The 19513-nt window shown below is 67.4% G+C and carries 21 protein-coding genes; 9 read left to right on the top strand and 12 right to left on the bottom strand.

Annotation, left to right across the window (positions count from 1 at the left end):
• Window positions 1-2: 2 nt before the first annotated feature.
• The gene (locus tag CUJ89_RS32085) at window positions 3-536 is read right to left on the bottom strand and encodes a 2,4'-dihydroxyacetophenone dioxygenase family protein (RefSeq protein ID WP_114181240.1); all 534 of its coding nucleotides are present in this window, start codon (window positions 534-536) and stop codon (window positions 3-5) included.
• A 176-nt stretch (window positions 537-712) separates the two neighbouring features.
• Between CUJ89_RS32085 and CUJ89_RS32080 the strand changes: the two genes are divergently transcribed.
• Window positions 713-1693 (top strand): helix-turn-helix domain-containing protein, encoded by a 981-nt coding sequence (locus CUJ89_RS32080; protein ID WP_114181239.1) that lies wholly within the window; start codon window positions 713-715, stop codon window positions 1691-1693.
• A gap of 52 nt (window positions 1694-1745) precedes the next feature.
• Here the strand turns inward: CUJ89_RS32080 and CUJ89_RS32075 are convergent, their stop codons facing one another.
• From CUJ89_RS32075 to CUJ89_RS32055, 5 genes are all read right to left on the bottom strand, one after another.
• A complete protein-coding gene (locus CUJ89_RS32075; protein WP_114181238.1) occupies window positions 1746-3311 on the bottom strand; it encodes a GMC family oxidoreductase in 1566 nt (521 codons plus the stop codon).
• Window positions 3312-3464: 153 nt separating this feature from the next.
• On the bottom strand, window positions 3465-4433 hold the full coding sequence (locus CUJ89_RS32070) for a helix-turn-helix domain-containing protein (RefSeq protein WP_114181237.1): 969 nt from the start codon (window positions 4431-4433) through the stop codon (window positions 3465-3467).
• A 245-nt stretch (window positions 4434-4678) separates the two neighbouring features.
• Window positions 4679-4885 (bottom strand): hypothetical protein, encoded by a 207-nt coding sequence (locus tag CUJ89_RS32065; protein WP_236655016.1) that lies wholly within the window; start codon window positions 4883-4885, stop codon window positions 4679-4681.
• 133 nt (window positions 4886-5018) lie between these two features.
• Window positions 5019-5966 (bottom strand): aldo/keto reductase, encoded by a 948-nt coding sequence (locus tag CUJ89_RS32060; protein ID WP_114181236.1) that lies wholly within the window; start codon window positions 5964-5966, stop codon window positions 5019-5021.
• Window positions 5967-6330: 364 nt separating this feature from the next.
• On the bottom strand, window positions 6331-6951 hold the full coding sequence (locus CUJ89_RS32055; protein WP_114181235.1) for a LysE/ArgO family amino acid transporter: 621 nt from the start codon (window positions 6949-6951) through the stop codon (window positions 6331-6333).
• 101 nt (window positions 6952-7052) lie between these two features.
• Here CUJ89_RS32055 and CUJ89_RS32050 point away from each other — a divergent pair, with 101 nt between their 5' ends.
• Complete coding sequence (locus CUJ89_RS32050; RefSeq protein WP_114181234.1) at window positions 7053-7946, top strand: LysR family transcriptional regulator ArgP; 894 nt, start codon at window positions 7053-7055, stop codon at window positions 7944-7946.
• Window positions 7947-8003: 57 nt separating this feature from the next.
• Here the strand turns inward: CUJ89_RS32050 and fnr are convergent, their stop codons facing one another.
• From fnr to CUJ89_RS32030, 3 genes are all read right to left on the bottom strand, one after another.
• Window positions 8004-8750 (bottom strand): fumarate/nitrate reduction transcriptional regulator Fnr, encoded by a 747-nt coding sequence (gene fnr / locus CUJ89_RS32045; protein ID WP_114181233.1) that lies wholly within the window; start codon window positions 8748-8750, stop codon window positions 8004-8006.
• A gap of 103 nt (window positions 8751-8853) precedes the next feature.
• Window positions 8854-9321, bottom strand: a complete 468-nt coding sequence (locus CUJ89_RS32040; RefSeq protein WP_114181232.1) for a universal stress protein — start codon at window positions 9319-9321, stop codon at window positions 8854-8856.
• A 532-nt stretch (window positions 9322-9853) separates the two neighbouring features.
• A complete protein-coding gene (locus CUJ89_RS32030) occupies window positions 9854-10264 on the bottom strand; it encodes a DUF3005 domain-containing protein (protein ID WP_114181231.1) in 411 nt (136 codons plus the stop codon).
• A 279-nt stretch (window positions 10265-10543) separates the two neighbouring features.
• Here CUJ89_RS32030 and CUJ89_RS32025 point away from each other — a divergent pair, with 279 nt between their 5' ends.
• Together CUJ89_RS32025 and epsC are read left to right on the top strand one after the other, a co-directional pair.
• Window positions 10544-10777: a hypothetical protein gene (locus CUJ89_RS32025; protein ID WP_114181230.1), complete on the top strand. Its 234-nt coding sequence runs from the start codon at window positions 10544-10546 to the stop codon at window positions 10775-10777.
• 137 nt (window positions 10778-10914) lie between these two features.
• Window positions 10915-11835, top strand: a complete 921-nt coding sequence (gene epsC / locus CUJ89_RS32020) for a serine O-acetyltransferase EpsC (protein ID WP_114181229.1) — start codon at window positions 10915-10917, stop codon at window positions 11833-11835.
• 35 nt (window positions 11836-11870) lie between these two features.
• On the opposite strand, the gene CUJ89_RS32015 is transcribed toward epsC, so the two are convergent.
• The 3 genes from CUJ89_RS32015 to CUJ89_RS32005 all read right to left on the bottom strand — a co-directional run bounded on the left by CUJ89_RS32015 (window position 11871) and on the right by CUJ89_RS32005 (window position 14320).
• Complete coding sequence (locus CUJ89_RS32015; RefSeq protein ID WP_114181228.1) at window positions 11871-12674, bottom strand: SDR family oxidoreductase; 804 nt, start codon at window positions 12672-12674, stop codon at window positions 11871-11873.
• On the bottom strand, window positions 12675-13304 hold the full coding sequence (gene folE, locus CUJ89_RS32010; protein WP_114181227.1) for a GTP cyclohydrolase I FolE: 630 nt from the start codon (window positions 13302-13304) through the stop codon (window positions 12675-12677).
• Between the two features lie 89 nt (window positions 13305-13393).
• Complete coding sequence (locus CUJ89_RS32005) at window positions 13394-14320, bottom strand: LysR family transcriptional regulator (protein ID WP_114181226.1); 927 nt, start codon at window positions 14318-14320, stop codon at window positions 13394-13396.
• Between the two features lie 165 nt (window positions 14321-14485).
• Here CUJ89_RS32005 and pobA point away from each other — a divergent pair, with 165 nt between their 5' ends.
• From pobA to pcaD, 5 genes are all read left to right on the top strand, one after another.
• Window positions 14486-15718 (top strand): 4-hydroxybenzoate 3-monooxygenase, encoded by a 1233-nt coding sequence (gene pobA, locus CUJ89_RS32000; protein ID WP_114181225.1) that lies wholly within the window; start codon window positions 14486-14488, stop codon window positions 15716-15718.
• 143 nt (window positions 15719-15861) lie between these two features.
• Window positions 15862-16590 (top strand): 3-oxoacid CoA-transferase subunit A, encoded by a 729-nt coding sequence (locus CUJ89_RS31995; protein ID WP_114181224.1) that lies wholly within the window; start codon window positions 15862-15864, stop codon window positions 16588-16590.
• 11 nt (window positions 16591-16601) lie between these two features.
• The gene (locus CUJ89_RS31990) at window positions 16602-17258 is read left to right on the top strand and encodes a CoA transferase subunit B (RefSeq protein WP_114181223.1); all 657 of its coding nucleotides are present in this window, start codon (window positions 16602-16604) and stop codon (window positions 17256-17258) included.
• Between the two features lie 88 nt (window positions 17259-17346).
• Complete coding sequence (locus tag CUJ89_RS31985; RefSeq protein ID WP_114181222.1) at window positions 17347-18720, top strand: 3-carboxy-cis,cis-muconate cycloisomerase; 1374 nt, start codon at window positions 17347-17349, stop codon at window positions 18718-18720.
• Entirely contained in the window at window positions 18720-19505 is a 786-nt protein-coding gene (gene pcaD, locus CUJ89_RS31980) for a 3-oxoadipate enol-lactonase (RefSeq protein WP_114181221.1), read from the top strand. The genes CUJ89_RS31985 and pcaD overlap by 1 nt, the downstream gene beginning before the upstream one ends.
• Window positions 19506-19513 lie beyond the last annotated feature (8 nt).

Genomic DNA, 19513 nt, shown 5'->3' with positions numbered 1-19513 from the left:
CGTCAGCGGTACAGCTTCTCGATCGCTTGCGCGCCGAGGCCGACCTTCTCGTAATGCGCCTTGCACATCGCGATGTACGAATGCACGTCGAAATAGCCGTCGGGGTTGCCTGCGTCGTCGAGCCAGATCAGCGGCCCCTTGACGATGAAGAACGCGCGCATCGGCTCGGGGTGATCGAACGCGACGAGCGTGTGGCCTTCGCCCGGCGTCTCGTACACGAAATCGCCGCGCGTCGCGGTCCATTCGTGCTCCAGGTAGCCCCATTTGCCGGACAGCGTGTATGCGAACACTTCATGCGGGTGATAGTGCCGGTTCACGAGCCCGGCTTCCTTCGCCATCAGGATGTCGCACCATTTGTTCTGCGACGGCGAGATCCACAGCGGCCGCGACGAAACCGTTTCGGTGAACGGAACGTAATAGCGCGCGTCGTCGGTGGCCGCGTTCGGGATGTAGGCTTCGGGCATCGCATCGGGCTTGAACGGATTGGCAATCGGCGGGATGTTTTGCCAGAATTCGGCTACGGCTTGGTCGACCACGGTTTGTCTCCTTGTATATGGATGTCGTGGGCTCGACTTTAGCCAGCCGGTGCCTGCTGCTCTTGACTGGGCTGGACGAATTGCTTGACCGCGCCGGACATTGCATCGCACCAATTCCAGACGAACCATCCCCCAATCCGTGCCGCTCCGCACGACAGGCGCCAGCAGGAGGCGACGTGACGAATTCGACCGTTTTTTCACGCACGCGAGGCTCGACGGCCGACGTGCCGGCGCGCGACAGGATGGCGTACTGGGATGCGTTCAATGCGGCGACGCTGGTCGGCCTGCGCTGCTCGTCGCTGTCGCCGGCCGGGCTCGAGGTCGAGAAGACCGACATCGCACTGCCGGGCCTCGGCATCGCCGACATCAGCGGCCGGGATCACGTGATCGAGCGCAGCCCTGCTTTGGTGCGCCAGTTGCCGAAGGAATCGCTGTTCGCCTGCCAGATCCTGAGCGGGCGCGCGTATTTCATCCAGCACGACCGGTGCCTGCTCGCGGAAGCCGGCGATGTCGTCGTCTACGACACGCGCGTGCCTTATCTGTTCGGATTCCTGACGCCGATGCGGCAACTGCTGATCGATATCCCGATCACGACCTTCGACGACCGGCTCGATGCGGAGCTGGCGGCGCTGCCGCTGCGGATCGCACCGAAGCCGGGCGCGGGTGCGATGCTGGGCGCGACGTTGCGCGCGAGCGTCGAGCGGTTCATGAAGGATCCCGTCGAGCGCGATGCCGCGCGGTTCGCCGAACACACGCGCACGCTGATCGCGGAACTCATCGACGCGGAGGTGAACGGCGCGGGTGCGTCGCGCGCGTCGCTGTCATATCTGCTGACCGCGAAGCAGTACATCGCGACGCATCTCGGCGAGCCGGAGCTCGGGCCGCAGGCCGTCGCCGATGCGGTCGGGCTGTCGCTGCGTCATCTGGGCCGGCTCTTTGCGGCCGAAGGCGAGTCGATCACGCAGCACATCTGGTCGGAACGGCTGTTGCATGCGTATCGCGAGCTGACGGATGCGCGGCTGCGCAAGACGAGCGTCGGCGAGATCGCGTTTCGCTGGGGGTTCTCGAGCCAGGCGCACTTCAGCCGCGCGATTCGCGAACGCTATGGCGCGTCGCCGATGGCGCTGCGCGATGCGGCGCGCGCGGCCGAATGCTGAAGCCGGCAGGTTGCAGTTGCGGCGGCGCGTGGTTCACGCGCCGTTTTTGTTTTCAGCGCGCGAGCATGAATTCGGCGCAGCGTTCCGCGATCATGATCGTCGGCGCGTTCGTGTTGCCGGACACGATGCGCGGCATCACCGATGCATCGCAGATCCTCAATCCGTCGACGCCTTGCACCGCGAGGCGCGGTGTGACGACCGCGTGCGCATCGTTGCCCATGCGGCAGGTGCCGGCCGGGTGGTAGACGGTTTTCGCGCGGTGCCGCACGTAGTCGGCGAGTGCCGCCTCGGTCAGCGTCTCGGCCTCGCGAACGATGCGCGCGAGCGACGGCGCGCGCATGATCTGCCGGGCGAGCGCGACGCCGCGCACGAGGCCGTCGACGTCGGCCGGGTCGGACAGTGCGCCGCTGTCGAACCGGATCGGCGCGGCCGGATCGTTGCCGCGCAGTTGCACGGCGCCGCGCGAACGCGGCCTGAGCAGGCACGGGTTGATCGACAGGCCGTGGCCGGGCAGCGGTTCGCGATCGACGTCGCCGACGAGCGTCGGCAGCACGTGGAACTGGATGTCCGGGCGGCCGCTGCCCGTCGTGTCGACGAACGCGCCGGATTCGACGACGTTCGACGTCAGCAGGCCGGTGCGGCACAGCATCCACTGCAGCCCGTGCCGCAACGCCTTCAGCCCGCGATCCTCGCCCAACAGGCTGATCGGCGCGTGGCTGTAGCCGTAGATCGACACTTCGAGGTGATCCTGGTAGTTCGCGCCGACGTCGCGGCTGTCGTGCAGCACGTCGATGCCGTGCGCGTGCAGGTGCGCGCCGGGCCCGATGCCCGACAGCATCAGCAGCTTCGGCGTGCTCAGCGCGCCGGCCGCGAGCACGACGTCGGCGCGTGCGGCGGCCGAACCCGTCGCGCCGCTTTCCGTGCGCCATTCGACGCCGGTCGCACGCCGGCCGTCGAACCGCACGCGCGTCACGCGGCAGCCGGTCAGCACGCGCAGGTTCGGGTGGCCGATCGCGTCGGCGAGATAGGTGGCCGCGGTACTGCCGCGCTGCCCGTCGAAAATCGTCGTGTGGTAGAAGCCGACGCCATGCTGCGCGACGCCGTTGAAGTCGTCGTTGTACGCGATGCCGGCTTCCTGCGCGGCCTTCACGAACGCGAGGCTCAGCGGATGCCGGAAGCGCGTGTCGCCGACCTTCAACGGCCCGTCGGTGCCGTGGAACGGCTCGGAAAGCCGCAGGTGCGATTCGGCGCGCTTGAACACGGGCAGCACGTCGTCCCATCCCCAGCCGGTGCAGCCGAGCGCGGCCCAGTCGTCGTAGTCGTCGCGCGTGCCGCGCACGTACAGCATCGCATTGACCGAACTGCCGCCGCCGAGCGTGCGGCCCTGCGGCACGTAGGTCTTGCGTCCCGCCGCGCCGGGTTGCGGCTCGCTCTCGAACGTGACCGTGCGCTGCGTGCCGAGCACACGGATGAATGTCGCCGGAATCCGGATGAACAGGCTGTCGTCCTTCGGGCCGTCCTCGAGCAGCAGCACGCGCCTGCCGGCCTTCACCAGCCGATGCGCGACCGTGCAGCCCGCCGATCCGCCACCGACGACGATATGGTCATACGTCTCCATTCCGCTTCTTCTCCTTGCTGTCGGGCGGCGGAACAGGCACCGCCGCGCAAGAAGCCAGCTTAGCGACCGGGCTGCGTCCCTATTTGACCGGGACGGACGCCGTGCTTGCCTCGCAGGGACAGAGCGGCGGGTGGCGGGCCTTGCAGCGTGCGGTTATCGCGCATCGGCCGGCGCGCGGGTGTCGCTCGGCGTCTCGCCGAAGCGCGCGCGATAGCTGCGGCTGAAGTGCGCGCTGTTGTTGAAGCCCCAGCGGAACGCGATTTCGCTGACCGTCAGGTGCTTCAGCGACCGGTCGCGCAGGTCGGCGCGGCAGCGTTCGAGCCGCCGCGCGAGGATGTAGCGCGTGAGCGGCATCCCTTCGATCTCGAACACGCGCGCGAGCTGGCGCGGCGACAGGTTGATCGCGCGGCTCACCGACTGGCTGTCGAGATCGTCGTCGGCGAGATGGCTGTCGATGAAGGCTTTCGCGCGCGACAGCGTATGGACGGTCGACTTGGTCGGCGACGCGTCGCCGTCGCGCAGCCGCAGCATCGACTGCACCAGGTCGAGTATCGCGGCGGCGCGCCGTTCGCGCGCGTCGGGCGTCGGCTCCTGCGGGGCGGCGAGCAGCGCATACACCTGCCGCACGGCCCACGACGCGACGCCGTCGCCGCGGTCGATCTTGACGAGACTGCGGTAGCGCCACGGGCCGACACGCGCCTCGAACACGTCGCGCGGCACGTCGAGCACGGTCATCGCCATGTCGGCGGGAAAGCCGTGCCCGTACGGCATCGACGTGTCGTAAAGGACGAGATCGCCGGGCGCATGCTGCATGCAGTCGACGTCCTGGAACGTATAGCCTTGGCCTGCGTGCATCAGGCAGACGAACACGGCGTCGCGCTGGTCTGCATGGATGTTGTGCGGCGTGCGCACGACCGCGTGCCGGTTCGCGACGATGTCGCATGCGCTGAACAGCCCGAGATCGCGCTTGCGCAGCGTCGCGTCGATGCCTTCGGACGACTTGCCGCTGCATTCGATCTTCACGAGCGTGCGGGCGACCTGGTCGACCCAGAAGTCGACGCGCTCGGCGCCGCGTACGGCGCGCGTCGAGATCGTGACGATCCCCGTGCTGGTGTCCGGCATGACGTTCTCCCAATGACCGCCCGAGCGGCGCAGTCTCGGGCACGTCGAATGCCGCGGTCAATCCGTGGAAGACCCGGGGCGGGCGCGCGACGCGCTTGCAGCGGGGCGTTGCGGCTGCAAGCGCGATCGATGTCCGGTCCAGTCAACGGAAGCGGCCGTGCCAGTCAAAACGCAGGTGCGAATTTCGGCTATGCGGTGCGCGTTGGTGCGTGTTTCGCCACGCGCTGCCGACAGGTGTCGCGGGCTTACTTCGACGAAGACGGCGGCAGCCCGAGCGGAACGTCCTGTTCGTATCCCATCCTGTTGTCGCGGAATTCGACGGTCACGTGGCCGGCCCGCTGCGCGTCGGTGACGTTCGCGTAGATCGATGTCGTCACCATCCCCGCGTCGCATGCGAGCGGGATCGTGCGGTCGGTGCGGCCGTGTCGAGTCGCGCGGCCGTCGGGACGCACGCCGGTGTATCCATCCGCGACCCCCGATTTTTCCCGCATCCGCGCAACCGGCGACACTGGCGTGCACATGACGCAGGCCGGCCGCTAAACCGCGAGATGCCGCGATTTCACCGACCGGCCCGCCGCGACGACGTCAGGTTGCGCTGGCCTCGTCGATCTGGCGGATGTCGTCCTGATCGAGCCGGACGCGGATCGCTTCGCCGAGCGATTCGAGCTGTGCGAGCGACGTCGCGCTCGCGATCGGCGCGGTGATCGTCGGTCGGGCGATCTGCCACGCGAGCGCGATCGCGGCCGGCTGCGTACCGTGCCGGGCCGAAACGGCGTCGAGTGCCGCGAGTATGCGCAGGCCGCGTTCGTCCAGATAGCCGGCGACGCGATCGCCGCGCACGCTCTTCTTCAGGTCGGCCTCGCTGCGGTATTTGCCCGACAGGAAGCCGCTCGCGAGCGCGTAGTAGTTGACGACGCCGAGCTTCAGGTCGCGCACGACCGGTTCGAGATCGCGTTCGTAGTCGGCGCGGTCGATCAGGTTGTATTCGGGCTGGATGACCTGGTAAGCGGGCAGGCCGTCGCGCCGGCTGATGTCGGCGGCTTCGCGCAGGCGCGCGCCGCTGTAGTTCGATGCGCCGATGATACGCACCTTGCCCGCGTCGATCAGCGCCTGGTACGCGCCGAGCGTTTCTTCGAGCGGGGCCGTATCGGCGAGATCGCGGTGCGAGAAATACAGGTCGATGTAGTCGGTCTGCAGGCGGCGCAGCGAATCGTCTGCGGCCTTCAGGATGTTGTCCTTCGTCAGCCCCGCGCGTGCGGCCAGCAGGCCGACCTTGGTCGCGATCACGACCTGTTCGCGCTTGCCGGAGCGCTTGAGCCACTTGCCGATGATCGTTTCCGATTCGCCGCCGCTGTTGCCGGGCGCCCAGGCCGAATAGACGTCGGCCGTGTCGATGAAGTTGATGCCGGTGTCGGCGAGCGCATCGAGCAGCGCAAACGATGCGTTCTCGTCGACGGTCCAGCCGAAGACGTTGCCGCCGAAGGCGAGCGGCGAGACCTGGATGTTGGACGTGCCGAGGGTGCGTAGTGCCATGTTCTGCTCCGATATCGGTGGGTAACGGGATTGAACCGCGGGATTGGCCAAAACGATTGCGGCGAGACGGCGGGGTGCGAGATGCGGTTCCGCCGTTGTCGCGGGACACCGGACATTCTCGCCGATCGGTCCGATTCGTGCAGGCGGCGAGTCGACGCGATGGTGGACGGTTTGAGGCAAATGGCGAACGCCTCGTCCGTTACGCGAGCGTTCCGTACGGCTGCATTCGATCTGGAGCGGATTTTCGTGGCGGCTGGCGCGACGGGAAGCGGGCGGGAGGGCGGAGTGCCCCGGCGTCGTGCCGGAGCGGATGGGAAGACGGGCGGCAAGCCGCCGCCCGTGCGTCGGTGAGTCGATGAGTCGGTTAGCGCAACTGCACCGCCGCGAGAAACAGCACCATGCTGCCGATCGCACCGTCCAGCACGCGCCACGCAACGGCCTTGCGGAACCACGGCGCGAGCAATCGCGCACCGTAGCCAAGCCCGAGGAACCACACGAAGCTGACCGTCATCGCGCCGATCGCGAACGCGACCCGCGCGCCTTCCGGCTCGCGCGCACCGGCCGTGCCGATCAGCAGGAACGTGTCGAGATACACGTGCGGGTTGAGCCACGTGAACGCGAGCGTCATCAGCACGATCGCGAGGCCGCTCTGCGGCGGCGGCGCGACCGCGTCGCCGCGCACGTCGAGCGTTTCGTGGCCCGGCTTGAACGCGCGGCGCAGCGCGTTGATGCCGAACCACGCGAGATACGCGAGGCCGACGTACAGCACCGCGTGAACGAAGGTCGGATAGCGTTCGACGAGCACCGATGCGCCGCCGACGCCCGCGCCGATCAGGATCATGTCGGACAGTGAGCACAGCAGCACGATCTTGCCGACGTGCGAGCGCATGATGCCCTGCCTGAGCACGAATGCGTTCTGCGCGCCGATGGTGACGATGAGCGACGCGCACAACGCGGCGCCATGGGAAAAAGCGAGCCAGTTCATGGTGGGTGAAAGCAGTAGACGAATGAATCGGGTAGCGCTAGTCTGCGGTCAGCATGAAAATAAGAGAAGCTAAATCACCTAATGCGGATTAAGGAAATCTAATGCTCGACTACGCGTTGCTCGACGCCCTCGCGGCCGTGATCCGGCACGGCTCGTTCGAGCGTGCGGCCAAGGAGCTGAATGTCACGCCGTCGGCCGTGTCGCAGCGCGTGAAACTGCTGGAGGAGCGTGTCGGCAGCGTGCTCGTCAAGCGCGGGCAGCCGTGCGTCGCGACGACGTCGGGCGCGCTGCTGTGCCGGCATACCGAGCGCGTGCAACTGCTCGAGGCCGAACTGGGCGGCCGGATGCCGACGCTGCCGGGCCAGATCGCGAGCGCATGGCCGATGTTGCGCGTGGCCGTCAACGACGACAGCGTCGCGACGTGGTTCATCGACGCGGTGGGACCGTTCTGCACGGAGCGCGAGATGCTGCTCGACCTCGTGATCGATGACCAGGACTACACGGCGGCGCGCATTCGCGACGGCAGCGTGCAGGGCGCCGTGACCGCGCAGGCCGAGCCGATCCACGGGTGCCGCTCGACGCGGCTCGGGCGTATCCGCTATCGCGCGGTGTGCTCGCCGGCGTTTCACGCACGCTACTTCGGCGCGGGCATCACGCGCGATGCGCTGCGCCGCGCGCCGTGCGTGATGTTCAATCCGAAGGACGGGCTGCAGGCGCGTTTCATCCGGCGCGTGACGCGCGCGGATCTCGATCCGCCGCAGCACTGGATACCGCACGTCGCGGGCTACCTGCGCGCATGCGAGACGGGGCTGGGATGGGGAATGTGCCCGGACCGGATGGTCGACCGCCTGCTGACGGCGGGCGAACTGGTCGACATGTCGCGCGGACGAACCGTCGACATCGATCTTTACTGGCAGAGCTGGCGCTTGTCGATCGGCTGGCTCGACGATTTCAGCGCGGCGCTCAAGGCGCGTGCCGCGCTGTTTCTCGACTGATCGATAACGTCACGCGGGCGACGCGGGCGGCGCGCGACAGGCGCGCGCCGTGCGGCATCAGAGGTGATGCAGGCCGTCGAAGTCGACGATCTGGACGTGGCGGCCCTGCATTTCGATCAGGCCGCGCTTCTGGAATTTGGACAGCGTGCGGCTGACCGTTTCGAGCGTCATGCCGAGATAGCTGCCGATATCTTCGCGCGTCATCCGCAGGTTGAATTCCGACGGCGAGTAACCGCGCTTCAGGTAGCGCGACGACACGTCGAGCAGGAAAGCGGCGACACGTTCTTCGGCATTCAGCGAACCGAGCAGCATCGTTTGCGACGTTTCGCGCACGATCTGTTCGCTCATCAGCTTGTGCATGCGCAACTGCATCGAGCCGGCTTCCGAGCACAGCGCCTTGAGCGCGCTGTACGGAATCACGCAGACGGAGCTGTCTTCCAGCGCGACCGCGGTGCGCGGATGCGTATCGTCGCAGATGCCGTCGAGGCCGAGCGCTTCGCCCGCGAGATGCAGGCCCGTGACCTGTTCGCGGCCGTCGTGGCGCGTCGCGACGGTTTTCAGCGAACCCGAGCGCACGGCATACAGGTTGTCGAATGCATCGCCTTCGCGGAACAGCGCTTCGCCGCGCTTGACGGGGCGAGCCGCGCAGATGACCGACTCGAGGCGACTGAGCGCTTCGGGCGCCAGGCCCTGCGGCATGCACAAGTGCCGCATTGCGCACGACGAGCAGTGCGGGGCCTGGCGAGGAGCCCAGCTGCCGGCATGAGGCGTGGCGGCGGGGCGTGTGGCGACGGGCGTCAGCATGATCGTTTACTCCGGCGTTGAATCGACGGAATCATTGTCCCACCGCAAGTTGCCGCTGTCGGGTGACAAAACGTCGCGACCGGCCGCGCCTGCCGAACGCCGTTCAGGCGGCCTGCTCGTCCACGCTGGCGGCCGCCGGAATCAGCAGCACGGGCAGCGTCGCGTGCCGCACGCATTGTTCGGCAATGCTGCCGAGCACGAGACGGCGGAACCCGCGGCGGCCGTGCGTGCCGAGCACGAGCAGATCGGCGCCGAACGCCTTCGCGCCTTCGAGGATCAGCGACGACACATCGTTGAGCGAGGTCGCCTCGTTCAGCCGCGTCTCGCCTTTCACGCCCGCTGCCTGCATCAGCTTCGTGAACTCCTTCGCGAGCGCGTCGCCCTGCGCGACGAGTTGATCGCGCAGCACGGACGGATCGTAGCCCGGCACGCTGTAGTAGATCGCGGCGTTCTCGACGACATAGAACGGTTGCAGCTCGGCGCCGTGCGCTTTCGCGAGCGCCAGCGCGGCATCGAACGCATGGCGGGACGTGTCGCTGCCGTCGACGGCAACCAGAATGCGCTTGTACATAGTGTCTCCGAGTGGCGGGTTGAAACGAAGTCGGCCGGATGGCCGATCAGGCTGGGCGTTGCTGCGAGGCAGAGTAAACCAATGGCGGGGACTTTGCAGTGAGGTGCCCGTCGTGCCGCGCACGGCCATGCGCGCGGCGCATGCTGCACCGCGCGACGCGTGTCGCCTGGCCCGGTCGCCTCCGTCGTCCGCATCGTCGGCGGGAAGGCATGCGCAGGCATCGGAATCGCGCGTTGCATGGGCACGCGCATCGCGGCGCATGCGAACTGCATCGACACGGCGCAACAGCCACGCTGATGAACCGCACGCATCGCCATTCAATCGCAACCGCGCCGTTTCGACATGATGTCGATCAACGCATGTGCGTCGGTGCGATTCGCGGCATGCATGAAACTGCCGACGCCGATGCGCGGAATCGTCCGTTTGCGCACCACTGGGATACCGGCACACAGTCGCATGCGCCGATCCGCAGCCATCGGTCGTCGACCGATGCCGGTCCGCAAACGAACGACCGATTCAAACGCCGCGCCGGCTACTTCGGCGCGGTTGTCAGCTCGATGATGCGCTCCGGCCGCCGTCCGTGGCCGGGCCAGTACGCGCTGCCGTACATCCGGTGGACGGGACCGATCAGCGCGTCGCCCGCGGGCGTCGGCGCGTCGAAGCCTTTCTCGATCACCATGTAGCCTGCGCGCAGTGCGAACGCCGGATGATTGCCGCCGGGGCGGCTGTCGAAACCGGCGAGGCCGTCGCCGGCTTCCGGCATCGCATTGACGAGTGATGCGTTGCTGCCGGTGATCTCGTCGGGCGAGATCGGCCCGCCGCCGGCGAGGCGCGACGCCTCGCGGTTCTTGCCGTCGGTGTCGACCGTGCTGTCGTGCGTGTCGTCGTTGTAGAGCTCGATGCTGCGCGGATGCGAACGACCTGTTTGACCGGATGATTCCATCACGGCTCTCCTGGCGGCGAAGCGCTCCGGATCGAAGCAAATCCCGTTCCGGGTACGACGGGAAAAGGCGCGCGGGCGATCGCCGCGGTCGCGCGACGCGCACTGATTTGTCATGATTTATTTCAGCTAGAAGACCCGTTTTCTACAGAGTATGATTCTTTTCCTGCGAAGCGGCGACAGGGGATGCAGTTGCGCCGCCTCTGCCCGCGCCGGGGGCGCCTCAGCACCCTTAAAGACGGGTAGTGAACAACAAAGCAAGGGACTAGAGGTGGCGGATTCATGCAAGCGACTACTGCCTTCACGCACCGCGGTTATCTGTTGAATTGTGCGCCCGCGCGTGCCAGTGACGGTTCGTTCAAGCCCTACGTCGTGATCTCCCGATCGAGCGACGGGGAACTCGTTGCGAACCGATTTTTTCCGATCGAGCTCCAGTTCAACGACGAAGGCGCCGCGATCGCGCATGCGCGCGACTGGGCCGTGCGATGGATCGACGCGAGCAGCATCACGATCTGACGCCGTCGCGATTCGGCATCGTCGGCCGTCCGGCCGATCTCCTGCGTGCCGCTCCCGGACAAAAAACGCGGTAATCTTGCGGAACCCGTCACTTTATTAGCGGCCGTGCGACCGAGCGCGGCCGCCTGCATTGGCATATGTCGACATCACCCGTCCGTCAGTGGGGCCTCGAAGAAATCGTCATCGGCTTGCGCGAGTCGCGCGAGGAACTCCATCGCACGCGCCATCCGCGCGGCATCCGTGAGCTGCCATCCCGCGATGCAATCTGCAAGATTGTCACCGGCCTGCGCGCGTCGATGTTTCCGACGCATTACGGCGCGCCGGATCTGACTGACGAAAGCGTCGACTACTACGTCGGCCATACGCTCGAAAGCACGCTGCGCATCCTGTCCGAGCAGGTTCGCCGTGCGCTGCCGTTCCTCCCCGAGCATGTGGATACGCCGTCCGCGGAGCTCGACGAGCGCGCGTTCGAGATCGCGCGCGAATTCGGCCGGCAGTTGCCGGCGGTCCGCGCGCTGCTCGTCAGCGACATCCAGGCCGCCTACGCGGGCGATCCGGCCGCGCAGCACATCACCGAGATCCTGCTGTGCTACCCCGGCGTGCTGGCGATGATGCACCACCGGCTCGCGCACGCGCTGCATCAGCTCGGCGTGCCGCTGCTCGCGCGGTTCATCAATGAAATCGCCCACTCGGCCACCGGCATCGACATCCACCCCGGTGCGCAGATCGGCCCGAGCTTCTTCATCGACCACGGCACGGGCGTCGTGATCGGCGAGACGGCGATCATCGGCGAGCGCGTGCGCGTGTACCAGGCCGTCACGCTCGGCGCGAAGAGCTTCCCGGCCGATGGCGAAGGCGCGCTGGTCAAGGGCAACGCACGGCACCCGATCGTCGAGGACGACGTGGTGATCTACGCGGGCGCGACGATTCTCGGCCGCGTGACGATCGGGCGCGGCTCGGTGATCGGCGGCAACGTGTGGCTTACGCACAGTGTGCCGGCCGGCACGAGCGTCGCGCAGGGCAAGGTTCGCGAAGGCGGGAGCGCCGAGAAGCCGTAACGCGGCGGCGGCCGCCGGCCGCCGCCGCGCGTGCGTCAGTGCTTGCCGGCAGGCGAGCGGTGCTTGTACAGCACGTCCTGGTCGACGCGGATCAGGTTCTGCCCCGCATCGACGACGAAATCCACGCCGTTGTACGCGTTGCCCGTCAGCAGCAGGATCGCGCTCGCGACATCCTCGGGGCCCGCGATGCGCGCGAGCGGTGTCGATGCGCGGCTCGCGTGTTCGAAGTCGGCCTGCGTCTGGTCGTCGCTCGGCAGCATCAGCCCCGGGAATACCGCGTTCACGCGCAGCACGGGCGCGGACGACAGCGCGAGCATCTGCGTGAGGTTGCCGAGCGCGGCCTTCGCGACCGTGTAGCTGAAATGGTCGCGGTGAAAGTTTTCCTTGATCTTCTGGTCGACCACATTCACGACGACGCCCTGCGTGCCGGCCGCGCGGGCCCGTTCGTAGAACGCGCGCGTGAGCAGGATCGGCGCGCGGCAGTTGACGGCCCACGCCTGGTCGAACGCCGCGAGGTCGAAGCTCGGGAAATGGTCCTGCCAGAATACCGACGCGTTGTTGACGAGCACGTCGAGGCGCCCGAAGCGTGCATACACCTGGTCGATCAGCGCGGTGATCTGCGCGGCATCCGACAGGTCGGCCTGCAGCGCAATCGAATCGTGCCCGCGTTCGGCGATCGCGCGGGCCGCGGCCTGCGCGGCTTCGGCCGAGCGGTCGTAATGCACCGCGGTGCGATAGCCGCGCGCGGCGAAATATTCGGCGAACGCGCGCCCGGCCCGGCGCGCGGCGCCGGTCACGAGCACGACGGGCGCGTGCGCCGTTTGCTTCGTCGGCTCCATTTACGTATTCGTCAGGTTGACTGAAGAAGGGTTGGCGACGATCGAGAGGAATTCGCGCCGCGTCGACGGATCGGTGCGGAACGTGCCGAGCATGCGCGACGTGACCATCTCGACCCCCGGCTTGTGCACGCCGCGCGTCGAGATGCACTGGTGCGCGGCTTCGAGGATCACGCCGACACCTTTCGGCTGCAGCACGTCGAACAGCGTATCGGCGATCTGCACGGTCATCTTTTCCTGGATCTGCAGGCGCTTCGCGAACGCGTCGACGAGGCGCGCGAGCTTCGAGATGCCGACCACGCGATGGTTCGGCAGATACGCGACGTGTGCGCGGCCGATGATCGGCACCATGTGGTGCTCGCAGTAGCTCTCGAAGCGGATGTCCTTCAGCACGATCATCTCGTCGTAGCCGTCGACCTCGCTGAACGTGCGCGCGAGGATGTCGCGCGGCTCAAGCGCATAGCCGGCGAAGAACTGCTCGTACGCGCGCACGACGCGTGCGGGCGTGTCGAGCAGGCCTTCGCGCGCGGGGTCGTCGCCGGCCCAGCGCAACAGCACGCGGACCGCGTCTTCTGCTTCTTTACGGCTCGGCCGGGATGTGGCCGGCTCGGGCCGCGCGGTTTTCTTACCCATGTAGTGGCTCCATCGAAGGCGGCCGCCTGCGGCGGCCGGTATCCGGTGATTGTTTCATGCTTTCGCGGGTCGTGCGTGCGGCCCGGCGCTCACTTCGGCCATTCGTCCTGCTCGTCGTTGAACAGCGATGCGACGACGCCGCGCAGCCACGCGGTGCGCGGATCGTTGTGGTACTTGCGGTGCCAGTGCTGCTTCAGGTCGAAGCGCGGCAGCGCGAGCGGCGGCTCGACGGGCACGATGAACGCGTGCTCGGCCGCATACGCATAGCCGATCGCATGCGGCACCGTCGCGATCAGGTCGGTGCGGCTCAGGATGAACGGCAGGCTCATGAAGTGCGGCGTCTCGAGCACCGCGCGGCGCTGCATGCGCTGCTTCGCGAGATATTTCTCGAGCACCTCCTGGCTGCGGCCTTCGGCGCGCACCACCGCGTGCCCGCATGCGAGGAACTGCTCGACCGTGAACGGCGGCGCCTGTTCGAACGGATGGCCGCGCCGCATCAGGCACACGAACCGGTGCGTGAACAACCGCTGCTGGAAGAAGTTGTTGCCGTCGAGGTCGGGGAAGTAGCCGACCGCGAGATCGATCGACCCGGCTTCGAGGCCGCGTCCGACTTCGTCGTGCGCGGGCGAGACCGAACGCAGGTTCGCGTGCGGCGCGCGCGTCGCGAACGCCTGCAGCAGCTTCGGCAGGAACACGATCTCGCCGACGTCCGACAGCGCGATCGAGAACGTATGCGTGCTCGCGGCCGGGTCGAAGTCGTGCGGCGCGACGAGGCCGCGCTCGATCTGCGCGAGCGCGTCGCGCGCGGCCGGCAGCAGCGCGAGTGCGCGCGGCGTCGGTTCCATCCCGCGCGACGTGCGCACGAAGAGCGGATCGCCGAAATACTCGCGCAGCCGGCCGAGCGCCGTGCTCACGCGCGGCTGGCTCACGCCGAGCAGGTCGCCGGCGCGGCTCACGTTGCGGGTGTCGTCGAGTGCGACGAGGTAGGGAATGAGGTTCAGATCGAGCGAATCCATGAGGGGACCAATATCTTCGAAACGTATACAACATATCTCCTGAATCGCGTTGCCGCATAGTCGGGAAAGCGCTCAAATGTGTTCCATTACTCGAACCAATGTTCCGCGAAGCATGGGACCGGAGTAAGCGCTGAAGCGCTAACTCCGGTCGACAGGAGACAAACAATGCGCACTCAAGTTGTAATCATCGGCGCCGGTCCGTCCGGCCTTCTGCTGTCCCATCTGCTGCGCCTGCAAGGCGTCGATTCCGTCCTTGTCGAAGCGCGTTCGCGTGAATACTGCGAGAACCGCATCCGCGCCGGCGTGCTCGAGCAGGGCACCGTCGACACGCTGAACGAAGCCGGCCTCGGCGACCGGATGCGTCGCGAAGGGCTCGAACATCACGGCATCGAGCTGCTGTTCTCGGGCCAGCGCCATCGCATCGACCTGTCCGCGCTTACCGGCGGGCGCGCGATCACCGTCTACAGCCAGCATGAAGTCGTGCGCGACCTGATCGCGGCCGGCGTCGAGCATGGCCATCAAATGCACTTCGAAGTCAGCGACGTCGCGCTGCACGACGTCGAAGGCGAACACCCGTTCGTTACGTTCAAGCACGCGGACGGCCGCGCGGATCGCATCGACTGCGACTACGTCGCCGGCTGCGACGGCTTCCACGGCATCGCGCGCCAGACGATCCCGGCCGAGCGGCTGAACACGTTCGAGCGCGTCTACCCGTTCGCGTGGCTCGGCATCCTCGCCGACGCGGCGCCGTCGCTCGACGAACTCGTCTACGCGCATCACGACAACGGCTTCGCGCTGTTCTCGATGCGCTCGCCGACGGTCACGCGCCTGTACCTGCAGTGCAAGCCCGACGAGAACCTCGCCGAATGGTCCGATGCGCGGGTCTGGGACGAATTGCACACGCGCTTCTCGAACGACACGGGCTGGACGCCGACCGAGGGCCGGATCACGCAGAAAAGCGTGACGCCGATGCGCAGCTTCGTGTCGGAGACGATGCAGCACGGCAGGCTGTTCCTCGCCGGCGATGCCGCGCACATCGTGCCGCCGACCGGCGCGAAGGGGATGAACCTCGCGGTGGCCGACGTCCGCGCGCTGTCCCGCGCGCTCGGCGCGCGCTACCGGAACGGCGACGCGACGCTGCTCGACACGTATTCGGCGACCTGCCTCGAACGCGTGTGGCGCGCCGAACACTTCTCGTACTTCATGACGAACATGCTGCATTCGTCCCCGGAGGACTCGCCGTTCGTCAATCGCCTGAAGTTTGCCGAGCTGAAATACGTGACGCGCTCGCGGGCCGCCGCGCAGTCGCTCGCCGAAAACTACGTTGGCTTGCCGTTCGACGACGCGACGCCCCCCGAGGCAACCCGCCTTGACAACGCGCTGTGCACGACTCTATGATCGGCCCATCGTTCGCTAATCGAATCTAGGTTCGAATAGCGAACAAATACCGGGATCGAAATCGGCCCCGGCGCGGCACGCGGCACGCGCGTGTCCCCTCGACAGGCCGCGCATCGTGCCGCGGGTTCGTATCAGGAAGAGACATGGTCAACAAGATTTTCGAATCGCTTCAGTCGGCGGTTGCCGACGTCCACGATGGCGCGACAATCATGATCGGCGGCTTCGGCACGGCAGGCATGCCGTCCGAGCTGATCGACGCGCTGATCGAACAGGGCGCGCGCGACCTGACGATCGTCAACAACAACGCGGGCAACGGCGAGACGGGCCTGGCGGCGCTGCTCAAGGCGAAGCAGGTGCGCAAGATCATCTGCTCGTTCCCGCGCCAGAGCGACTCGCAGGTGTTCGACGCGCTGTACCGCGCAGGCGAGATCGAGCTGGAGCTCGTGCCGCAGGGCAACCTCGCGGAGCGCATCCGCGCGGCGGGCGCCGGCATCGGCGGCTTCTTCACGCCGACGGGTTACGGTACCAAGCTCGCGGAAGGCAAGGAAACGCGCGTGATCGACGGCAAGCCGTATGTGTTCGAAACGCCGATCCACGCCGATTTCGCGCTCGTGAAAGCGTACAAGGGCGATCGCTGGGGCAATCTCGTGTATCGCAAGACCGCGCGCAACTTCGGGCCGATCATGGCCAGTGCCGCGAAGGTCGCGATCGTGCAGGTGTCGGAAGTCGTGCCGCTCGGCGGGCTGAACCCGGAACACATCGTGACGCCGGGCATTTTCGTTCAGCGCGTCGTCGAGGTGCCGCAGGCCGCGCATGCGGCCGAGCTCGCCGCAGAACACGCCGCATCGCAAGCCGCATCGCAAGCCGCCTAAGGAGATCCAGAATGAAACGACTGACCCGCGATGAAATGGCCAAGCGCGTCGCCCAGGACATCCCCGAAGGCGCATATGTGAACCTCGGCATCGGCGTGCCGACGCTGGTGGCGAACCACCTCGATCCGAGCAAGGAAATCTTCCTGCACAGCGAGAACGGGCTGCTCGGCATGGGCCCGGCGCCCGCGCCCGGCGAGGAAGACGACGAACTGATCAACGCCGGCAAGCAGCACGTGACGCTGCTGACCGGCGGCGCGTATTTCCACCATTCGGATTCGTTCGCGATGATGCGCGGCGGCCACCTCGACTACTGCGTGCTCGGCGCGTTCCAGGTATCCGCGCACGGCGACCTCGCGAACTGGCATACGGGCGCGCCCGATGCGATTCCGGCCGTCGGCGGCGCGATGGATCTCGCGATCGGCGCGAAGCAGGTGTTCGTGATGATGGAGCACCTGACGAAGCAGGGCGAAAGCAAGATCGTCGCGCAGTGCTCGTATCCGGTCACCGGCGTGCAATGCGTGAGCCGCATCTATACGGATCTCGCCGTGCTCGACGTGACGGCCGACGGCCTTGCGGTGAGCGAGATCTTCACCGACCTGTCGTTCGACGAGCTGCAGACGCTGACCGGCGTGCCGCTGATCGACGCGACGCAACAGGCCGCCGCCTGAACCGGGAGCGTGCCGGCGCGCGCGGTCGTGCGCATGCCGGTGCGCTTGGGTGGACAATAGGCGCACGCCGTTTCCCCAATCTGATGCCATGCTCGAAGACAGCGCCCGCCTGACCTCCCTCATCTGCGGCACCGAGCCGCTCAACCGGATCTGGTCGCCGCGTGCGACGATCCAGCGGATGCTCGACGTCGAGGCCGCGCTCGCGCGCGCGCTCGCCGCGCAGCAGGTGATTCCCGCTGCCGCGGTTGCGCCGATCGAACGCGCCTGCGACGCCGGCCGGCTCGACGCCGACGCGCTCGCGCACGGCGCGGCGCTCGGCGGCAATCTCGCGATTCCGCTCGTCAAGCAGCTCACCGCGCAAGTAAAGGCCGACGACCCCGAGGCCGCGAAGTTCGTGCACTGGGGCGCGACGAGCCAGGACATCATCGATACCGCTACCGTCCTTCAACTGCGCGATACGCTCGATGTGCTCGAGCCGATGCTCGACGAAGCGTGCGCATCGCTCGCGGCGCTTGCGCGCACGCATCGCGCGACGCCGATGATCGGCCGCACGTGGCTGCAGCAGGCGCTGCCGATCACGCTCGGCCTGAAATTCGCCCAATGGCTCGATGCGCTGTTGCGTCATCGTGCGCGCTTCGCCGAATTGCGCGCGCGCGTGCTGGTGCTGCAGTTCGGCGGTGCGGCCGGCACGCTCGCGAGCCTGCGCGAGCACGCGGGCGGCGTGACGGCCGCGCTTGCGGCCGACCTGCGGCTTGCGGCGCCGGCCGTGCCGTGGCATACGCAGCGCGACCGCATCGCGGAAGCCGCGTCATGCTTCGGGATGCTGACGGGTACGCTCGGAAAGATCGCACGCGACGTATCGCTGCAGATGCAGACCGAAGTCGGCGAGCTCGGCGAACCGGCCGCCGCCGGCAAGGGCGGCTCGTCGACGATGCCGCACAAGCGCAACCCGGTCGGCTGCGCGGCCGTGCTGACGGCTGCCGTGCGCGCACCGGGCCTTGTCGCGACCGTATTCGCAGGGATGGTCCAGGAGCACGAGCGGGCGCTCGGCGGCTGGCAGGCCGAATGGGATGCGCTGCCCGACCTCGCGCGCCTGACCGGCGGCGCGCTCGCGCAGATCGCGCAGATCGTCGCGGGCCTCGACGTCAATACCGAACGCCTTGCTGCGAACCTCGACCTGACGCACGGGCTGATCCTCGGCGAAGCCGTGATGCTCGCGCTCGGCGACCGGATCGGCCGGCTCGATGCGCATCATGTCGTCGAGCACGCGTCGAAGGAAGCCGTGCGCATGGGCGCGACGCTGTTCGACGTGCTCGCCGCCGATGCGACCGTCTCGGCCCACCTGTCGCGCGACGCGCTTGCGCGGCTGCTCGATCCCGCACATTACGTCGGCGAGGCGCAGGCCTATGTCGACGCCGTGCTCGCGCTGCATGCGGGCACGACACAACCAGGAGAACATTGATGCCTTTCGCCACTGTCAACGGCGTGAAACTGCATTACCGGATCGACCGTGCCGCGCGCGACGACGCGCCGTGGCTCGTCTTCTCGAACTCGCTTGGCGCCGACTTGCAGATGTGGGCGCCGCAGATCCGTCCGCTCACGCAGCACTTCAACATCCTGCGCTACGACACGCGCGGCCACGGCCATTCCGATGCGCCGGCCGGTTCGTACACGATCGAGCAGCTCGCGGGCGACGTGATCGGCCTGCTCGACCACGTCGGCATCGCGCGCGCGCATTTCTGCGGGATCTCGATGGGCGGGCTGACGGGCGCCGCGCTGGCCGCGCGCTTCCCGTCGCGCATCGTTCGCGCCGTGCTGTCGAACACCGCCGCGAAGATCGGCTCGCCGGAAGTGTGGGCGCCGCGTGCGCAGAAGGCGCGTACCGAAGGGATGGCCGCGCTTGCCGACGCCGTGTTGCCGCGCTGGTTCACCGACGCGTTCGTCGAACGCGAGCCGCGCCTGTTCGACGCGATCCGCGACACCTTCGTGCATACCGACAAGGATGGCTATGCGGCGAACTGCGACGCGCTGAACGCAGCCGACCTGCGCGACGAAGTGAAGGGCATCGCGCTGCCGGTGCTGGTCGTGACCGGCGCCAAGGACATGTCGACGCCGCCCGACCAGGGTCGCGCGCTTGCGGCCGCGATTCCCGGCGCGCTTCACGTCGAATTCGACGCGGCGCACATTTCGAACATCGAGTGCACCGGCGGCTTCAACCGCGCGCTGCTCGATTTCCTGACCGCGTGAGGCTTGGC

Origin of the sequence: Burkholderia pyrrocinia, assembly GCF_003330765.1 — a bacterium.
GTDB classification, from domain to species: Bacteria; Pseudomonadota; Gammaproteobacteria; order Burkholderiales; family Burkholderiaceae; genus Burkholderia; species Burkholderia pyrrocinia_B.
This window is presented reverse-complemented; position numbering and strand designations above follow the sequence as displayed.